We start from the raw sequence: 16,750 nt of genomic DNA, 5'->3' as shown, positions 1-16,750 counted from the left end.
GGTGCGCTCCAGGGGGGTGGGAGCGACGCCCGGCGCCGCCCACGCTGGTGGGCGTGAGCGGCGCCGTCGTCAGCCGTTGCGACTCAGGTCAGCTGATGCCGGCCTCGGTGCACAGCTTGGCGTACTCACCGGTGCAGAGCTGGTCCTTGGTCACGAAGCCGTCCGCGACAACGTCCTTGACGTTCTCCTTGGTGATCGACTTCGGGGTCAGGAGCACGGAAGGAACGTCCTTCTTCGTCTCCGGGTCCGTGGTCGTACCGGTGGCGGTGGTGGGCTTCTCACCCTTGGCCAGCGAGATGGCCAGCGCGGCGGCCGCGTCGGCCTCCTGCTTGATGGCCTTGTAGACGGTCATGCACTGGTCGCCGGCGAGGATGTTCTGCAGACCCTGCACGGTGGCGTCCTGGCCGGTGACCGGGACCTGGCCGTTCAGCTTGTTCTTCTTGAGCACCTGGATGGCCGCGTTGCCGAGGCCGTCGTTGGCGGCGAGCACACCCTTGATGTCCTTCTTCTGGGTGAGCATCTGCTCGAAGATGGTGCCGGCCTGGGCGTTGTCCCAGTCCGGAACGGACTGGTCCGGGCCCTTGACGTACTCGCCCGAGTCGTACTTCGGCTTGAGCTGCGAGTCGTAGCCCTGCTTGAACAGCGTGGCGTTGTTGTCGGTCGGGGAGCCGTTCAGCTCGGCGACCACCGGCTTGGTGTACTTCTTGGCGGTCAGGCAGTCGATCAGGCCCTTGCCCTGCAGCTCGCCGACCTTCGTGTTGTCGAAGCTGACGTAGTAGTCGGCCCCGCCGCCGAGGGTGAGGCGGTCGTAGTCGATGGTGGCGATACCCGCGGCCTTGGCCTTGTCGAGCACGGCCTTGCCGGTGCCGGAGTCCAGGTTGACGATCATGAGGGTCTTGACGCCGCTCGAGATCATGCCGTCGGCGATGGTCTGGAACTGGGCCTTGTCACCCTGGGCGTTCTGGATGTCGGCCTGTACGCCGGCCGCGTCGAACGCCGCCTTCAGGTACTTGGGGTCGTCGGTGCCCCACCGCTGCGAGCTGGCGGTGTCCGGCAGGATCACGCCGACCTTGCCGACCGAGGCGGCGCCGGTGGCGCCACTGCCGGTGTCGGAGCCCTTGTCGTCTTTGCCGCAGGCGGCCATGCTGCCCGTGGCCATCAGGCCGACGGCAGCGAGGGCGAACAGTCCCTTACGCATTCCTGGGTTTCCTTTCGGGGTGATCCGAGCTTCCTCGGACTCTGTGGGTGTGCGCTGCCGGGAGTGTCGCTCCCCAGACGCCGTGGATCAGGAGCCGGTTTGTTGTGTCGGGCAACGTATTCCCGCTGTGCCGCATCGCACAAGGTGGTACGCGGCTCGATTTTGTTGTCCGCGATAACAATCCGGCAACGCGGCTGTGACACAAGCGCTTGCGGAGTGCCTGTTCGATTCGCCACCGGAGTTGCTGATCGCTGGAGTTGCCCCACAAAGCGACGCTAAGTCACTCGCGGGTCCCAACTTGCCCGATCTCTGGTAAAAGATCTGGCTCGTGGAGTAACGGTGTCGTAACGGAACCTTTTGCTGGACTGGTATGTCCAGATCAGGACCTGATTGCCGCAACTGTCGCGGCAGTCAGCCGGACCAGATCGGCGGGCTTGATCGAAACTTGAACTCCACGGCGGCCCGCGGAGATAACCATCTGGTCAAGGTCCAGCGCGGAGTCGTCGACCACTGTCGGTAGCCGCCGCCGCTGCCCCAGTGGGCTGATCCCGCCCCGCACGTACCCGGTGCTGCGCTCGGCCGCCGCGCGGTCCGCGAGCGTGGCGCGCTTGCCGCCGACCGCCGCGGCCAGGGCCTTGAGGTCCAGCTCGCCGGTCACGGGCACCACCGCGACGGTCAGCGCGCCGTCGACCTCGGCGATCAGCGTCTTGAAGAGCCGCCGCGGGTCCATGCCGAGGGCCTCCGCCACCAGGGCGCCGTAGTTCGGCGCGTCCGGCGCGACCTCGTAGGTGTGCAGCTCGAACGCCACGCCCTCCGCGCTCAGCAGTGCCGTCGCCGGAGTGCCCGCGCTCTTCTTCGCCACGCGCGAAGGCTAGCGTCCCCGGACGCCCGCGACGCGGTGCGCCACGGTGCCTCCCACGCCCCGGGCCCGCTGTCCTCAGTGCCGGCCGGAGCACCTCCCGCGCTGTCCTCAGTGCGGGGCCGTGGTGTCCTCAGTGCGTCGTGCCGGTCAGGGAGCCGTGCACAGCAGGGCAGTGGGCGCGTCCGCGATCCGGGTCAGCACGAGCGAGGCAGCGTTCGGACCGGACAGTCGCAGGTCCCCCCGCAACCGCTCGGGTTCCAGCGCCGAGCCTCGCTTGCGGATCTCCAGGCGCCCGACGCCCCGCTCCCGCAGCAGGGCCCGCAGCCGCTTCAGCGAGAACGGCAGCACGTCGGTCACCGCCAACCGCCTCCCGAGCGGCGTGTCGACCGGCTCATCGGTGTAGACGTACGCGATCTGCGGGTCGGCGAGGCGCCCGCCGATACCCTCCGCGAACTCCGCGACCAGGTGGGCGCGGACCACCGCCGGGTCCGGGTCGTACAGGTAGGCACCGACCGCGCCCACCGCGGCGGCCGCGCTCCCGGAGCCGGTCAGCGTGATCGGCTCGCCGCCGCGCAGCACGGTGGCCCGGCGCGGCGCCGCCGCCAGCGGCCCGCACCAGAACGCGGCCTCGACGAGGTCCCCGTCGACGCTGACCCATTCGCCCTCGGCGCCGGGCGGCAGCAGCGCGTGGTCGATGCCGGGCGCCAGCTTCAGGACGGTACGCGACACCCGGTCGGGCAGCCCGGCGACGAAGTCCCACGGGGGCGACCACGAGTCGGGGTTCATGGCCCGGCCGCGTCCCGTGCGCCGGGCGGGGTCGGCGAAGACCGCGTCGACGCCCGCGAGGTCCACGGTCGTCGCGTCCGCGCAGGCGGCCGTCACCAGCCCGGCCAGCCCGGCGGCGGCCGCGTTCGCCCCGGCCAGCGCGGCGGTCAGCGGGTCGGCGTCCACCGCGTACACGTGGATGCCGGCGCGGGCCGCGGCCAGCGCGTCCGCGCCCAGCCCGCAGCCCAGGTCGGCCAGGGTGGTGACCCCGGCGGCGCGCAGCCGGGCCGCCCGCCGGTCGGCGACGACCGCGCGGGTGGCCTGCTCCAGGCCGGCCCGGGTGAAGAACATCGTGGCGGCCGCCGCGCCGAACTTGGCGGCGGCGCGGCGCCGCAGCTCGGTCTGGGTGAGCGCGGCGGCGGCCAGCGGCGGCGGCACGCCACGGGCGCGCAGCCGCGCCGCGGAGGCGAGAGGGTCGGCGCCGGAGACCTCGGCGGCGGCCGCGAGGGCGGCCGACCCCTCGGGGGTACGCAGTGCTGCCAGCAGTTCCAGGTCCACGGGGAGTCATTCTCGCGGGTGGGGCGTGTTGGCACTCTCCTTGACGGAGTGCCAGTCCCGGCATAATCTCCGATTAGCACTCTCACTACGAGGGTGCCAGCCGCGCGGACCCGCCGGGGCCGCGCGACGAGCGCCAGGCGGACCGGCACCCGCGACGACGGCCCCGCCCGGTGGCATGAGGCATCCGGCCGGCCGCAAGCCGGCGACGACACCAAGTACCCCAGGAGGGTATGCCCGTGACTACCGCGACCAAGGTTGCGATCAAGCCGCTCGAGGACCGCATCGTGGTCCAGGCGAACGAGGCTGAGACGACCACGGCGTCGGGCATCGTGATCCCCGACACCGCCAAGGAGAAGCCGCAGGAGGGCACCGTCCTCGCTGTCGGCCCCGGCCGCATCGACGACAAGGGCAACCGCATCCCGGTTGACGTCAAGGTCGGCGAGACGGTCCTGTACTCGAAGTACGGCGGCACCGAGGTCAAGTACGCCGGCGAGGAGTACCTGGTGCTCTCCGCCCGCGACGTCCTCGCGGTCATCGAGAAGTGACCTACTGACAGTGCTGACCGCCTCGGTCCGGTGTACCGGACCGGGGCGGTGGTGCGTGAAGGGACCTATAGATGGCGAAGATCCTCAGTTTCTCTGACGACGCCCGGCACCTGCTGGAGCACGGCGTCAACACGCTCGCCGACACGGTCAAGGTCACCCTGGGCCCCCGCGGCCGCAACGTCGTCCTCGACAAGAAGTTCGGCGCGCCCACGATCACCAACGACGGCGTCACCATCGCCAAGGAGATCGAGCTCACCGACCCGTACGAGAACCTCGGGGCCCAGCTGGTCAAGGAGGTGGCGACCAAGACCAACGACGTCGCCGGCGACGGGACCACCACGGCCACCGTGCTCGCACAGGCACTCGTCCGCGAGGGTCTGCGCAACGTGACCGCGGGCGCCAACCCGATCGCCCTCAAGCGGGGCATGGACGTGGCCGCCGCGGCGGTCTCCAAGGCCCTGCTGGAGAAGGCCGTCGAGGTCGCGGACCACAAGGCCATCGCGAACGTGGCCACCATCTCCGCGCAGGACGCCGCGATCGGCGAGCTCATCGCCCAGGCGATGGACCGCGTCGGCCGCGACGGCGTCATCACGGTCGAGGAAGGCTCGGCGCTGAGCACCGAGCTGGAGGTCACCGAGGGCCTGCAGTTCGACAAGGGCTTCATCTCGCCGAACTTCGTGACCGACGCCGAGTCGCAGGAAGCCGTGCTGGAGGACGCGTACCTCCTCATCAGCACGCAGAAGATCGCCAGCATCGAGGAGCTGCTGCCGCTGCTGGAGAAGGTCGTCCAGGCCGGCAAGCCGCTGCTCATCATCGCCGAGGACGTCGAGGGTCAGGCGCTGTCCACCCTGGTCGTCAACGCGCTGCGCAAGACCGTCAAGGTCGTGGCCGTCAAGGCCCCCGGCTTCGGCGACCGGCGCAAGGCGATGCTGCAGGACCTGGCGATCGCCACCGGTGGCGAGCTCGTGGCTCCCGAGCTGGGCTACAAGCTGGACCAGGTCACCCTGGAGATGCTGGGCACCGCCCGGCGCGTCGTGGTCGACAAGGAGAACACCACGATCGTCGACGGCGGCGGCCAGAAGTCCGAGGTGGAGGACCGCGTCGCGCAGATCCGCAAGGAGATCGAGGCGTCGGACTCCGACTGGGACAAGGAGAAGCTGTCGGAGCGGCTGGCCAAGCTCTCCGGCGGCGTGGCGGTCATCAAGGTCGGTGCCGCCACCGAGGTCGAGATGAAGGAGCGCAAGCACCGCATCGAGGACGCCATCGCGGCGACCAAGGCGGCGGTCGAGGAGGGCACCGTCCCCGGTGGCGGCGCCTCGCTCACGCAGATCACCTCGGTGCTCGACGGCAGCCTCGGCCTGTCCGGCGAGGAGGCCAGCGGGGTGGCGATCGTCCGCAAGGCGCTCGTCGAGCCGCTGCGCTGGATCGCCCAGAACGCGGGCCACGACGGGTACGTGGTGGTCGGCAAGGTCAGCGACCTCGACTGGGGTCACGGCCTCAACGCGGCCACCGACCAGTACGTCGACCTGGCCGCGACCGGCATCATCGACCCGGTGAAGGTGACCCGCAACGCGGTCTCCAACGCCGTCTCGATCGCCGGGCTGCTGCTCACCACGGAGAGCCTCGTGGTCGAGAAGCCGAAGGACCCGGAGCCCGCCGCCGCAGGCGGTCACGGCCACGGCCACGGCCACCAGCACGGCCCGGGCTTCTGACCCGGATTCAGTTCCACGGAAAGGCGCGCCGGCTCCCGGCGCGCCTTTCCTTGGTGTGCCCCGGGGATGTCACGGATCCGTAAGGCGGCGCTGGGCAGGCGCGGGGGCAGGATAGGGGAGTGAAGCTCTCCGTCCGGGCCGGGCTGGCCGGCGTCGCGGCGGCTGCGGTCGCCCTCGGCGTCGCCGAGGTCGTCGCGGTGGCGACCGGACCACTGTCGGCGCCGCTGCTGGCCGTCGGCGGAGTCGTCGTCGACACCGTGCCGGGCCCGGTCAAGAACGCCGGCGTCGCGGTCTTCGGCGTCCACGACAAAACCGCCCTGATCACGGGTACGGCCCTGCTGCTCGGCGCCTACGCCTACGGGGTGGGGGTGCTGGCGCTGCGGTCGTGGCGGTGGGCGCTCGCCGGCATCGCCGTGTTCGGCGCGATCGGCGTGGCAGCCGCCCTGACCCGGCACGACGCCGGTCCCCTGGCGGCCCTGCCCGCACTGGTCGGCGCGGTGGTCGCCGCACTGACGCTGCGCCTGCTGCTGAAGTGGGCGGTCGACCCAGCGCCTCCCGGCGCAGTGCTGTCCGACCCAGTGCTGTCCGACCCAGTGCTGTCCGATCCGGCGCTGTCCGACCAGGCGCCGTCCCATCCGGCGGTGGCCGATCCGCCGCCGTCCGGTGCGGCGGTGGGCGGGGGAGCGGACGATGCCGGCGCGGCGGCACGCCCGTGGGCCGGCAGGCGGCAATTCCTGCAGGGGCTGGGCATCGCGGCGGGGGTCGCGGTGGTCAGTGGCGTCGCCGGGCGGCTGCTGACCGGCCGCCGCGCGGTGACCGCCGCCCGCAACGCCGTGGTGCTCCCCGCCCCGGTGTCGGCGGCCCGGCCGGTGCCCGCCGCCGCGCAGGTCCGCGACGTCACCCCGTACGTCTCGACGAACGAGGACTTCTACCGGATCGACACTGCGCTGTACCCGCCGCAGGTCGACCCCGCGACCTGGCAGCTGCGGGTGCACGGGATGGTGCGTAACCCGATCACGCTGAGCTGGGACGACCTGCTGCGCCGCCCGATGATCGAGCGGTACGTGACGCTGGCCTGCGTCTCCAACGAGGTCGGTGGCGACCTGATCGGCAACGCCCGCTGGCTCGGTACCCCCGTCAAGGCGCTGCTCGACGAGGCCGACCCGCTGCCGGACGCCGACCAGGTGGTGCAGCGTTCCGTCGACGGGTGGACCTGCGGCAGTCCCACGGCGGTGCTGCGCGACGGCCGAGACGCCCTGCTGGCGATCGGCATGAACGGCCGCCCGCTGCCGGTCGAGCACGGCTTCCCGGTGCGACTGGTGGTCCCCGGCCTGTACGGCTACGTCTCCGCCTGCAAGTGGGTGGTGGAGCTGGAGCTGACCCGGTTCGCGGACTTCGACGCGTACTGGGTGCCGCGGGGGTGGGCGCAGCAGGCGCCGATCAAGACGCAGTCGCGGATCGACACTCCGCGGGACGGCGCGAAGCGCCCGGCCGGGCAGATCGTCGTGGCGGGCGTCGCGTGGGCTCAGCACCGCGGCATCGCCAGGGTCGAGGTGCAGATCGACGGCGGAGCGTGGCAGGTCGCCACGCTGGCCGACACGGTGTCGGCGGACACCTGGCGGCAGTGGTTCCTGCCGTGGACGGCCACCCCGGGCCGGCACACCGTGCGGGTACGGGCCACCGACACCACCGGCGCCACACAGCCGGGCACGCCGGCCCCGCCGGAGCCGGACGGTGCCACCGGTTGGCACCGCGTGACCGTCACCGTGGAGTAGTCGGGAGAACAGCAGGCACACCCGGGTCCCTGCGTCCAGTAACCCGAAAGCCGCACTTTGCGTCCGACTCCGGCCCGGAATTCCTTCGTACGGTGGCTTGCATGTCCACCGGTGCGGTTGAAGAGCCGCTGAACCTGCCGGCGTGGCCCCCTTCTGGGGACCACGCCGGGAACTGTGCCGAAATGCCGCGCATCGTCGCGCGGCCTCAGGCCGCGGGCACCCGCCGTTGCGTCGGCACGGCCGTCTTGTGGGGCCCGCCGAGGCGTGCCTCCAGCCGAGCAAGGTCCACCCGTCCGTGACGCCGGTCGGCCAGGTCCTCCCAACCGACCGCCAGCAGCCGCAGCCGTTCCGTCTCGCTGAATCCTCCCCAGACTCCGTACGGTTCCCGGACCGCGAGGGCGTGCGCCGCGCACTCGGCGCGTACCGGGCATGCCCGGCACATGGCCTTGGCCTGAGCCTCCCGGCGGTTGCGCGACGATCCGCGCTCGCCGTCCGGGTGGAAGAACTGGGCGCTGTCACGCCCTCGGCACCGGCCGAGTCGCTGCCAGTCCCATCGGTCGGCGATGGCACCGGGCAGTCTGCGAAGGTTCGACATCAACACCCTCCTCCCGCGCGGCACCGCGGAGTGTGGTCCGTTTCGGGCCGGTCACTGGTCTACGGCCGGTGTACCCCCGGCGTACCCGCCTCACACCCGTCGCGTCGATGTCTTCCCCAGCCGTATCCCATCGCTGCCGCAAGCCATGGGGATCTTTCCCGTTTTTTCCATCTAAAGCGCGTAATGCTGCGGCCGTTGCGTGATCTCCTCTGAGAGAGAAGGAGGATCACTGTGCGTACCGTCCTCGTGTGCGTCCGAACCCCGCTGGCGGCCCAGACCGTCGCGTCCACCGCGGCCCGGCTCGGCATGACCGGGGTCGTCCGGACCGCCGTCAGCGAGACCGAGGCCATGATCCGACTGGCCGAGCGGCCCGCAGAGATCGTCCTGGCCGATACCGCCGTGACCCGGCCGGACAGCGTCGGGTTCACCCGGCGGGTCCTCGCCCGCGCCCCGCAGGCGCAGGTCGTCCTGTTCGGTGCCGAAGACCCACGGGTCGCCGCGGCGTCCGTCGCCGCGGGAGCCCGCGGCGTCATCCGCGGCGTCGAACACGACCTGGTCAGCGTGGTCGCGAAGGCCCTGCTGCTCCTGCTGCTACCAGTACGCCCGCAGGGCGGCATGCCGATCAACAGCGCGAACGCCCAGCCGGCCACGGTCGCGGGCGCCGCCCGGAACAACAACTCGGCCGCCTCCCGCGGGATGCACCGCGACGGCCTGGGCATGGGCGCCGGCAACGGTGGCCCGATCCCCGCGATGCTGCCCAACTCGCCGATGGTGCCGGTGCAGCGCGGCGACGTCCCGCTCGACCCGGCCACCGGGCGGCCCGCCGCCTGGCCCGCCAACGAGGGCTCGCCGGTCGGGGTCGCCGAGGCCGCACCCGCGGGCCGGCGGCTCACCCTCACCGAGCGTGAACTCCAGGTGCTGCGCGGCATGGCCGACGGCAAGAGCAACGCGGAGATCGGCCGGGAGCTGTTCGTCTCGGAGGACACGGTCAAGACTCACGCCCGCCGCCTCTTCCGCAAGCTGGGCGCGCGGGACCGGGCCCACGCCGTCGCCGCCGGCTTCCGGGCGGGACTGGTGGCATAACCACCCGATCGGGTACGGGCGGCGGCTGCGCTAGTCGTCGTCCGTGCCCTCGGCGAGCGTGTCGTGCACGCCGTCGGCGTAGCCGCGGGCATACTCCCAGGTGACGTAGTGGTCCGGGTCCGGGTCGTACGCGGGCTCGTGCACCCGGGGGCGGCCGCTGCTGAGCAGGTGACGCAGGTTGCCGCGGAGCAGGTCCCAGTCGAAGTAGTGCGGCTCGTGGCAGTCCTCGCACTCGATGACCAGCCCGCGGATGCCCGTGGGACTCAGCAGCGCCTGGTAGATCTCCAGGTCAGAGAGGTCCTCGAGGACGTCCTGGCGTTCAGACTCGGTCAACGGGTCGTTCTCGGCGTCCTCGGTGAGGTCGTCGAGGCCCGCGGCCGGGTCGGCGGGGTCGCCGTTGAACGGGTCGATCGGTTCTTCCTGCACGTGTTCACCGTACCTAGTCCGGGGCGCTGTGTGGTGGGCCGCACGGGGCTGTCCGGCGAGATGGGCGGGCCGGGGCCATGGGTAGGATGAAACCTTCCACCAGCGTCGAGCCACCACCGGGGATGATTCGTGGACACAGACTCCGCCCGCACCGTACCTCTGGGTCTCACCTTTGACGATGTGCTGTTGCAGCCAGGCGAGTCCGACGTCGTGCCGAGCCGGGTCAACACGATCACCCGCCTGACCCGCAACGTCGAGCTCTCCATCCCGCTGCTGTCCAGCGCGATGGACACGGTCACCGAGGCGCGGATGGCGATCGCCATGGCCCGCCAGGGCGGGATCGGCGTGCTGCACCGCAACCTCTCGCTGGAGGACCAGGCGACGCAGGTCGACCTGGTGAAGCGGTCGGAATCCGGCATGATCACCAACCCGATCACCTGCAGCCCCGACGACACGCTGCTCGAGGTGGACACGCTCTGCGGCAAGTACCGCATCTCCGGGGTTCCGGTGGTCGACGGCGACGGGACCCTGGTCGGCATCGTCACCAACCGTGACATGCGCTTCGTCACCGACCACTCGGTCAAGGTCCGCGACGTCATGACGAAGATGCCGCTGGTCACCGCCCCGGTCGGGGTCGGCAAGGACGAGGCCCTGGCGCTGCTGCAGCGGCACAAGATCGAGAAGCTGCCGCTGGTGGACGGTGCCGGTCGGCTGCGCGGGCTCATCACGGTCAAGGACTTCACCAAGAGTGAGCAGTACCCGAACGCTGCCAAGGACCCGCAGGGCCGGCTGCGCGTGGCCGCGGCGGTCGGGGTCGGCGAGGACGCCTACAAGCGGGCGCGGGCGCTGGTGGACGCGGGTGTCGACGTCGTGATCGTGGATACCGCGCACGGTCACCAGCGCGCGGTGCTGGAGATGGTCGCCCGGGTCAAGAAGGACACCACCGTCGATGTCGTGGGCGGCAACATCGCCACGTACGCGGGGGCCAAGGCCCTGGTCGACGCCGGTGCCGACGCCGTCAAGGTCGGGGTGGGTCCCGGCGCGATCTGCACCACCCGGGTGGTCGCGGGCGTCGGCGTCCCGCAGATCACCGCGATCATGGAGGCCGCGCGGGCGTGCGGCCCGGCCGGGGTGCCGGTCATCGCCGACGGCGGCGTGCAGTACTCCGGCGACATCGCCAAGGCGATCGTGGCGGGCGCCGAGACGGTCATGCTGGGCAGCCTGCTGGCCGGGTGCGAGGAGAGCCCCGGCGATCTGATCTTCATCAACGGCAAGCAGTTCAAGCAGTACCGGGGCATGGGCTCGCTCGGCGCGATGCAGTCGCGTGGACAGGCCAAGTCGTATTCCAAGGACCGCTACTTCCAGCAGGACGTCAACGAGGACAAGCTGGTCCCCGAGGGCGTCGAGGGCCAGGTGCCGTACCGTGGGCCGCTGTCGCGGGTGGCGCACCAGCTGATCGGTGGCCTGCGCGCCTCCATGGGCTACGTCGGCGCCGAGACGATCCCCGACCTGCAGCAGCGCGGGCAGCTCATCCGGATCACGGCGGCCGGGCTCAAGGAGAGCCACCCGCACGACATCCAGATGACCGTCGAAGCCCCCAACTACCACTCCCGCTAATGAGGAACAGCCATGCGTGACGTCGTGGAGATCGGACTGGGGAAGACCGCCCAGCGCGGCTACCACCTCGACGACATCGCGATCGTGCCCAGCCGGCGCACCCGCGACGTCGACGACGTGTCCACCGACTGGCGGGTCGACGCGTACCCGTTCAAGATTCCCTGCGTCGCGCACCCGTCGGACGCCACCATGAGCCCCGACTCGGCGATCGCCCTGGGCCGCCTCGGCGGCCTGGGCGTGCTCAACGCCGAGGGCCTGTGGACCCGCTACGAGGATCCCACCAAGATCCTTGAGGAGCTGGCGTCGCTCGACGCCGACGCCGACGCCACCAAGCGGCTCCAGGAGGTGTACGCGGAGCCGATCCGCCCGGAGCTGATCGCCGAGCGGGTCCGCGCCATGCGCGAGGGCGGGGTGACCGTCGCCGTGCGGGTGTCGCCGCAGCACACCCTGGCGCTCGCCCCGGTGGTCCTCGACGCGGGCGTCGACCTGCTGGTCATCCAGGGCACCCTGGTGTCGGCCGAGCACGTGTCGACCACCGACGAGCCGCTGAATCTCAAGGAGTTCATCGCCGACCTCGACCTGCCGGTGATCGTCGGCGGCTGCACGGACTACAAGACCGCGCTGCACCTCATGCGCACCGGCGCGGCCGGGGTCATCGTCGGTGTCGGCGCGGACGAGTGGTCGACCACCGACACCGTGCTCGGCATCCGGGTGCCGATGGCTACCGCGATCGCGGACGCCGCCGCGGCCCGCCGCGACTATCTGGACGAGACCGGCGGCCGGTACGTGCACCTCATCGCGGACGGCGGCATCTCCACCTCGGGCGACATCGCCAAGGCCATCGGTTGCGGTGCGGACGCGGTCATGCTGGGCGAACCGCTGTCGCTGGCCGACGGCGCCCCGGCGGGCGGGGCGTGGTGGCACTCCGCGGCCAGCCACCCCAACCTGCCGCGCGGCGGCTTCTGCATCGCGGGCGAGCCGGACGGCACCCTGGAGGAGATCCTCTACGGCCCCGCCGACCGCCCGGACGGGCAGCTCAACCTCTTCGGCGGGCTGAAGCGGGCCATGGCCAAGTGCGGCTACCGCGACCTCAAGGAGTTCCAGAAGGTCGCGCTGGTCCTCGACCGCTGACGACAAGCCGGGCTGGGGAAACTGCCAGCGGCCGGTTACTCAGCCGTTATGCCGGGCTTGAGCCTGATCGGTAGATTTGTACCCATGAAACGGGGACTTGCGGCCGGCATCGCGGCCGTCATCGCGGTCGGCGGCTGCACCAGCGGGCGGAACTCCACCACCGATCGCCCGTCGGCCCCGGCGGCGAGCTTCGCCCCGGGCGCCCCCGGCGCCGGTGACCCGTACTTCCCGAAGTACGGCAACGGCGGCTATGACGTCGGCGACTACGACATCAAGGCGCGGTTCGACCCCGCCACCGGCCGGTTGGACGGCACCGCCACGATCACCGCCACCGCCACGCAGGACCTGTCCAGCTTCAACCTCGACCTGGCGCACCTGACCGCGTCCGAGGTGACCGTCGACGGGCGGCCGGCCACCAGCCGGGCCGAGGGCAACGAACTCGTCGTCACCCCGCCCGTCGGCCTCCCCAAGGGTCGCCCCTTCACCACGGTGGTGAAATACGGCGGTGTGCCCGAGCCGATCAACAACGAGGCGCTGGGCAAGGGCGGCTGGTTCCGCACCGCCGACGGTGCCTTCGCGGTGGGCCAGCCCGAGTCGGCCAGCACCTGGTTCCCGGTCAACGACCACCCCTCGGACAAGGCGACATACAAGCTGTCCATGACCGTGCCCGACGGGCTCGAAGTGATCAGCAACGGGGTGCCGGGGCCGCGCACCAGCGCCGACGGCTGGACGACCTGGAACTGGTCGGAGGGCTCACCGATGGCCAGCTACCTCGCCACCGTGGCGATCGGGCAGTACCGGATCACCACCAGCAGGCACGGCGGGAAACCGATGATCGTGGCGGTGCCCGAGTCGGTACCGGCCGACGGTCCCGCGGCGAAGTCGCTGGCCCGCACCGGCGAGATCACCGACTTCCTCGAAACCCAGTTCGGCCCGTACCCGTTCGACGCGAACGGCGGCGTGGTCGTCGCCGACGACCGGCTCGACTACGCGCTGGAGACCCAGTCCCGCCCCGTGTACGGCGACACCTTCTTCTCCGGCGGCGAGAACAGCACCGTGGTCGCGCACGAGCTCGGCCACCAGTGGTTCGGCGACAGCCTCGCCCTGGAACGCTGGCAGGACATCTGGCTCAACGAGGGTTTCGCCACGTACGCGGAGTGGCTGTGGCAGGAGCACGAGGGCAAGGCCACCGTGGCGGAGAGCTTCGACCGTACGTACTCGAAGTTCGAGGACTGGTCCCAGCCGACCGGGAAGCCGGGCCCGGACGGAATCTTCGACCCCGCCGTCTACGACCGCGGCGCGATGACCCTGTACGCCCTGCGCAAGGCCATGGGGGACGCCGCGTTCGCGGGGCTGCTGAAGTCCTGGGCGGCGCGCAACCGCGACGGCAACGTCACCACTGACGAGTTCATCGCGGCCGCGAAGCAGGCGGCCGGTGGCGTCGACCTGGATCCGGTGTTCCAGGCCTGGCTGTACGGCACCACCAAGCCGCCGCGTCCCTAGGGGTTGACCAGCTTCGGGTGCTTCGCGAGGTACGGACCGGCCTGGTCGGCGGCGATCGCCTTGAGGAACCCCTTGCCCTCCGGGAGCAACTGCTCGCCGAGGTAGTGGCCGCCCGACCCGACGCTGTCGCCGGGCAGCCCGACCAGGGTGAGCTGCTCCGGCTTCAGGTTGCTCAGCGCGCTCGCGTACTCCAGCGGGGTCTTCCCACCCACGTAGACCAGGCTGTCGCCGAGCGCGGTGAGTACGGAACTCAGCTTGGCCGGGTTGGTCGTGACCCCGGTGGACAGAGCCTTGGTGAGCAGCGCCCGGACGAGTTGCCGCTGGTGGCGCCCCCGGCCGTAGTCACCGCCCTGCACGCCGTACCGCTGCCGGGCGAAGTCGATCGCCTGCCAGCCGACCAGGTTCTGGGTGCCGGGCTTGTACACGGCCTGCGGGCCGACGTACCCGCCGCCGCCGCGCTGCAGGGTGCGCGGGCTGCCGTCCGGGCGGCGGTGGATCGAGGTGACCTTCTCGTCGACGGTGATGGTGACCCCGCCGAGCGCGTCGGTGAGCTTCTCCAGACCGCCGAAGGTGAGGATCGCCCCGGCCTGGAAGGTCTTGACCCCGGTGTACGCCGAGATCGTCTTGGTCAGCAGCTCGTACCCCTGCCGGACGTCGGCCCTGTTGCTGCCGGGCACCTTCGCGCCGCGGCTCATCGCCTCGGTGATCTTGTATCGGCCGCCCTTGAAGCCGGACTTCGGGAACGCCGGGATGTCGACGCGCAGGTCGCGGGGGAGCGAGTACAGGTAGCCGCGGTCGAGGCCGCGCTCCAGGTGCAGCAGCATGATCGCGTCCGAGTGCGGTTGCCAGTCCGGGATGCTGACCCGGGTGTCGACCCCGAGCAGCAGCAGGTCGAGCGGCCCGGTGACCTTCGGGCCGGTGTCCGGCAGCAGGGGGTCGGCCGGGGCGGGGGACACCGGGGCGGAGGGGGCCGCAGACGGCGTAGCGGCGGCCGCGCTCGTGCCCGCGGTACGGGTGTGCAGCGCGTACGCGACACCCCCACCGGCCAGCACCAGGAACGCCACCACGGCCGCCGTCCAGATCATCTGCTGTTTACGCACAGCGCGAAGATAGCTCGCAACTCGATCGCCACCGATCCGCTCCTCGGCTACAGGAATCGCCACCGAAGTTGGGGATGCCGGCCACCGGGCCGGCGTTTCGCGTGGAGGTACGTCGATGCGGGCTGGCGTTGCGACGTTGGCGGTGGGCCTGGTGGCCGGGGGACTGATCGGGATCGGCGGCCCGGCGCAGGCCGACGAGGCCGACCCGGCGATGCCGGCGGTGTCACTGGTCGTCGGGTTGCGTACCCCCGAGGCGGCAGCGGTCACCACCCGGGCGCAGACCGACGTGGTGGACCGGCTCGACGAGCACGTCCAGGTCGTGGACGCGGCACCGCTGGCCGACGCGGTCTCCGTGGACGTCCCCGCCGACCAGGCCGCCGCGGCCGCCGCCGTGCTGCGTACCGACCCGGCCGTCCGCTATGTCGAGCAAAACCACATGGCGTATGCGGCGGCGGCACCGAACGACCCCGGCTACCCGTACCAGTGGGGGGTGCGCAAGACCCGCGTCAGCACCGCCTGGTCGGCCACCCACGGCTCCAGCAGTGCCGTGATCGCCGTGGTCGACACCGGGGTGAGCGTGACCCCCGACCTGACCGGCCGCGTGCTGCCGGGCTACGACTTCGTCAACGGCGACAGCAACGCTGCCGACGACAACGGGCACGGCACGATGGTGGCCGGCGTGGCCGCCGCGGCCGGCAACGACGGCGACGGCATCGCGGGCGTCTGCTGGGCCTGCAAGATCCTCCCGGTCAAGGTGCTGAACTCCGACGGCGCCGGTGACTACACCGACATCGTCAAGGGCATCCGGTGGGCCGCCGACCACGGCGCGGACGTCATCAACCTGTCGCTGAGCGGTACGGCCGACAGCCAGCTGATGCGCGACGCCGTCACGTACGCGATGAGCAAGGGCGCCCTGGTGGTCGCGGCCGCGGGCAACGACGGATCCACGAGGCGGCACTTCCCGGCGGCGATCTCGGCGGTGCTGTCGGTGGGCGCCTCGACGTCGAAGGACGCGCGCTACTCCTGGTCGAACTACGGCGGCTGGGTGGACATCGCCGCGCCCGGCTGCAACCCGGCGCAGGCCAAGCGGACACCGCAGAACGAATATCCGATCATGGTGTTCTGCGGCACCTCCTCGGCCTCCCCGATGGTCGCCGGTATCGCCGCGCTGCTGGCCAGCAAAACGCCCGCCCCCACCCCCGTCAAGATCCGATCGGTGCTCAGCGCCTCGGCCCGGCAGCTCTCCACGGACTGGCTGACCTGGGGCCGCGTCGACGCCGTGGCCGCCCTGTCCGCGCTGCCGGACACCACCGCGCCGCAGGTGTCGTTCCGCACTCCCGCGTCCTCGGCCCTGGTCGGCGGCACGGTGAGCGTCGGCGCCTCGGTCTCCGACAACGCCAGCGTCAGCCGGGTCCAGCTGCTGCTCAACGACACCGTGGTGGCCTCCGACGTCACCGCCCCGTACGTGCTGCGCTGGCCGTCGGCCCCGCGCAACGGCAGGACCAACCTGGTGCTGCGGGTGTACGACCGGGCGGGCAACGCCGCGACCGCCCGCCGTACCGTGCAGGTCGACAGCACCGGTCCGAAGGTGACCGTGACGAAGGGCCCGGCGAACCGCACCCGCCGCATCCGCGGCACGAAGTACGTCACGGCGCAGGCCACCGACCTGCACGGCGTGGCGCGACTGGAGCTGGTGGTCGACGGCAAGCTCGTCACGACCTACACCGCGCCCGCCCCGGGTGACGTGGTCCGGCACAAGTTCAAGGTCCAGACCTGGAAGTACGGCAAGTCCATGACGGTACGGGTCCGCGCCTACGACTCGCTGGGCAACCTGCGCTCCGCCCCGGCCCGGAAGTGGTACCGCTGACGCCGGTAAACTC

14 protein-coding genes are annotated in these 16,750 nt (G+C 71.4%); 8 read left to right on the top strand and 6 right to left on the bottom strand.

Annotation, left to right across the window (positions count from 1 at the left end):
• Positions 1–88: 88 nt before the first annotated feature.
• From ACMCNN_RS25995 to ACMCNN_RS25985, 3 genes are all read right to left on the bottom strand, one after another.
• Positions 89–1,198 (bottom strand): sugar ABC transporter substrate-binding protein, encoded by a 1,110-nt coding sequence (locus ACMCNN_RS25995; protein WP_412743134.1) that lies wholly within the window; start codon positions 1,196–1,198, stop codon positions 89–91.
• Between the two features lie 379 nt (positions 1,199–1,577).
• Positions 1,578–2,060: a Cys-tRNA(Pro) deacylase gene (ybaK, locus tag ACMCNN_RS25990; RefSeq protein ID WP_412743133.1), complete on the bottom strand. Its 483-nt coding sequence runs from the start codon at positions 2,058–2,060 to the stop codon at positions 1,578–1,580.
• 147 nt (positions 2,061–2,207) lie between these two features.
• Positions 2,208–3,383 carry a THUMP-like domain-containing protein gene (locus tag ACMCNN_RS25985; RefSeq protein ID WP_412743132.1) on the bottom strand — a complete coding sequence of 392 codons (1,176 nt, stop codon included), beginning with the start codon at positions 3,381–3,383 and terminating at the stop codon, positions 2,208–2,210.
• A gap of 230 nt (positions 3,384–3,613) precedes the next feature.
• Here ACMCNN_RS25985 and groES point away from each other — a divergent pair, with 230 nt between their 5' ends.
• The 3 genes from groES to ACMCNN_RS25970 all read left to right on the top strand — a co-directional run bounded on the left by groES (position 3,614) and on the right by ACMCNN_RS25970 (position 7,415).
• A complete protein-coding gene (groES, locus tag ACMCNN_RS25980; protein WP_082771855.1) occupies positions 3,614–3,928 on the top strand; it encodes a co-chaperone GroES in 315 nt (104 codons plus the stop codon).
• 71 nt (positions 3,929–3,999) lie between these two features.
• Positions 4,000–5,640: a chaperonin GroEL gene (gene groL / locus ACMCNN_RS25975; protein WP_412743131.1), complete on the top strand. Its 1,641-nt coding sequence runs from the start codon at positions 4,000–4,002 to the stop codon at positions 5,638–5,640.
• Between the two features lie 119 nt (positions 5,641–5,759).
• On the top strand, positions 5,760–7,415 hold the full coding sequence (locus ACMCNN_RS25970; protein WP_412743130.1) for a molybdopterin-dependent oxidoreductase: 1,656 nt from the start codon (positions 5,760–5,762) through the stop codon (positions 7,413–7,415).
• A 205-nt stretch (positions 7,416–7,620) separates the two neighbouring features.
• Here the strand turns inward: ACMCNN_RS25970 and ACMCNN_RS25965 are convergent, their stop codons facing one another.
• On the bottom strand, positions 7,621–8,010 hold the full coding sequence (locus ACMCNN_RS25965; RefSeq protein WP_412743129.1) for a WhiB family transcriptional regulator: 390 nt from the start codon (positions 8,008–8,010) through the stop codon (positions 7,621–7,623).
• A gap of 231 nt (positions 8,011–8,241) precedes the next feature.
• On the opposite strand from ACMCNN_RS25965, the gene ACMCNN_RS25960 reads away from it, so the two are divergent.
• The gene (locus tag ACMCNN_RS25960; RefSeq protein WP_412743128.1) at positions 8,242–9,093 is read left to right on the top strand and encodes a response regulator transcription factor; all 852 of its coding nucleotides are present in this window, start codon (positions 8,242–8,244) and stop codon (positions 9,091–9,093) included.
• 30 nt (positions 9,094–9,123) lie between these two features.
• On the opposite strand, the gene ACMCNN_RS25955 is transcribed toward ACMCNN_RS25960, so the two are convergent.
• A complete protein-coding gene (locus ACMCNN_RS25955; protein WP_412743127.1) occupies positions 9,124–9,519 on the bottom strand; it encodes a DUF5319 domain-containing protein in 396 nt (131 codons plus the stop codon).
• A gap of 129 nt (positions 9,520–9,648) precedes the next feature.
• Between ACMCNN_RS25955 and guaB the strand changes: the two genes are divergently transcribed.
• The 3 genes from guaB (at position 9,649) to ACMCNN_RS25940 (ending at position 13,770) form a co-directional block, all read left to right on the top strand.
• Positions 9,649–11,136, top strand: a complete 1,488-nt coding sequence (guaB, locus tag ACMCNN_RS25950) for an IMP dehydrogenase (RefSeq protein ID WP_412743126.1) — start codon at positions 9,649–9,651, stop codon at positions 11,134–11,136.
• A 12-nt stretch (positions 11,137–11,148) separates the two neighbouring features.
• The gene (locus tag ACMCNN_RS25945) at positions 11,149–12,267 is read left to right on the top strand and encodes a GuaB3 family IMP dehydrogenase-related protein (protein WP_412743125.1); all 1,119 of its coding nucleotides are present in this window, start codon (positions 11,149–11,151) and stop codon (positions 12,265–12,267) included.
• Positions 12,268–12,351: 84 nt separating this feature from the next.
• Entirely contained in the window at positions 12,352–13,770 is a 1,419-nt protein-coding gene (locus ACMCNN_RS25940; protein WP_412743124.1) for a M1 family metallopeptidase, read from the top strand.
• Here ACMCNN_RS25940 and ACMCNN_RS25935 read toward each other — a convergent pair.
• On the bottom strand, positions 13,767–14,870 hold the full coding sequence (locus tag ACMCNN_RS25935) for an LCP family protein (RefSeq protein WP_412743123.1): 1,104 nt from the start codon (positions 14,868–14,870) through the stop codon (positions 13,767–13,769). The two genes, ACMCNN_RS25940 and ACMCNN_RS25935, sit on opposite strands and share 4 nt — an antisense overlap.
• Positions 14,871–14,985: 115 nt before the next feature.
• On the opposite strand from ACMCNN_RS25935, the gene ACMCNN_RS25930 reads away from it, so the two are divergent.
• The gene (locus ACMCNN_RS25930; protein ID WP_412743122.1) at positions 14,986–16,737 is read left to right on the top strand and encodes a S8 family serine peptidase; all 1,752 of its coding nucleotides are present in this window, start codon (positions 14,986–14,988) and stop codon (positions 16,735–16,737) included.
• Positions 16,738–16,750 lie beyond the last annotated feature (13 nt).

It is taken from the genome of Krasilnikovia sp. MM14-A1004, from assembly GCF_047159485.1.
Lineage (GTDB): Bacteria > Actinomycetota > Actinomycetes > Mycobacteriales > Micromonosporaceae > Actinoplanes.
The sequence above is the reverse complement of the archived record's forward strand: the minus strand, read 5'-3'. Positions and strand labels throughout refer to the sequence as shown.

Bases quoted from the DNA above. Each gene is read 5' to 3' on its own strand.
- ACMCNN_RS25995 (WP_412743134.1), bottom strand. From the start codon at position 1,198: ATGCGTAAGGGACTGTTCGCCCTCGCTGCCGTCGGCCTGATGGCCACG.
- groES (WP_082771855.1), top strand. From the start codon at position 3,614: ATGCCCGTGACTACCGCGACCAAGGTTGCGATCAAGCCGCTCGAGGAC.
- groL (WP_412743131.1), top strand. From the start codon at position 4,000: ATGGCGAAGATCCTCAGTTTCTCTGACGACGCCCGGCACCTGCTGGAG.
- ACMCNN_RS25965 (WP_412743129.1), bottom strand. From the start codon at position 8,010: ATGTCGAACCTTCGCAGACTGCCCGGTGCCATCGCCGACCGATGGGAC.
- ACMCNN_RS25945 (WP_412743125.1), top strand. From the start codon at position 11,149: ATGCGTGACGTCGTGGAGATCGGACTGGGGAAGACCGCCCAGCGCGGC.
- ACMCNN_RS25940 (WP_412743124.1), top strand. From the start codon at position 12,352: ATGAAACGGGGACTTGCGGCCGGCATCGCGGCCGTCATCGCGGTCGGC.
- ACMCNN_RS25930 (WP_412743122.1), top strand. From the start codon at position 14,986: ATGCGGGCTGGCGTTGCGACGTTGGCGGTGGGCCTGGTGGCCGGGGGA.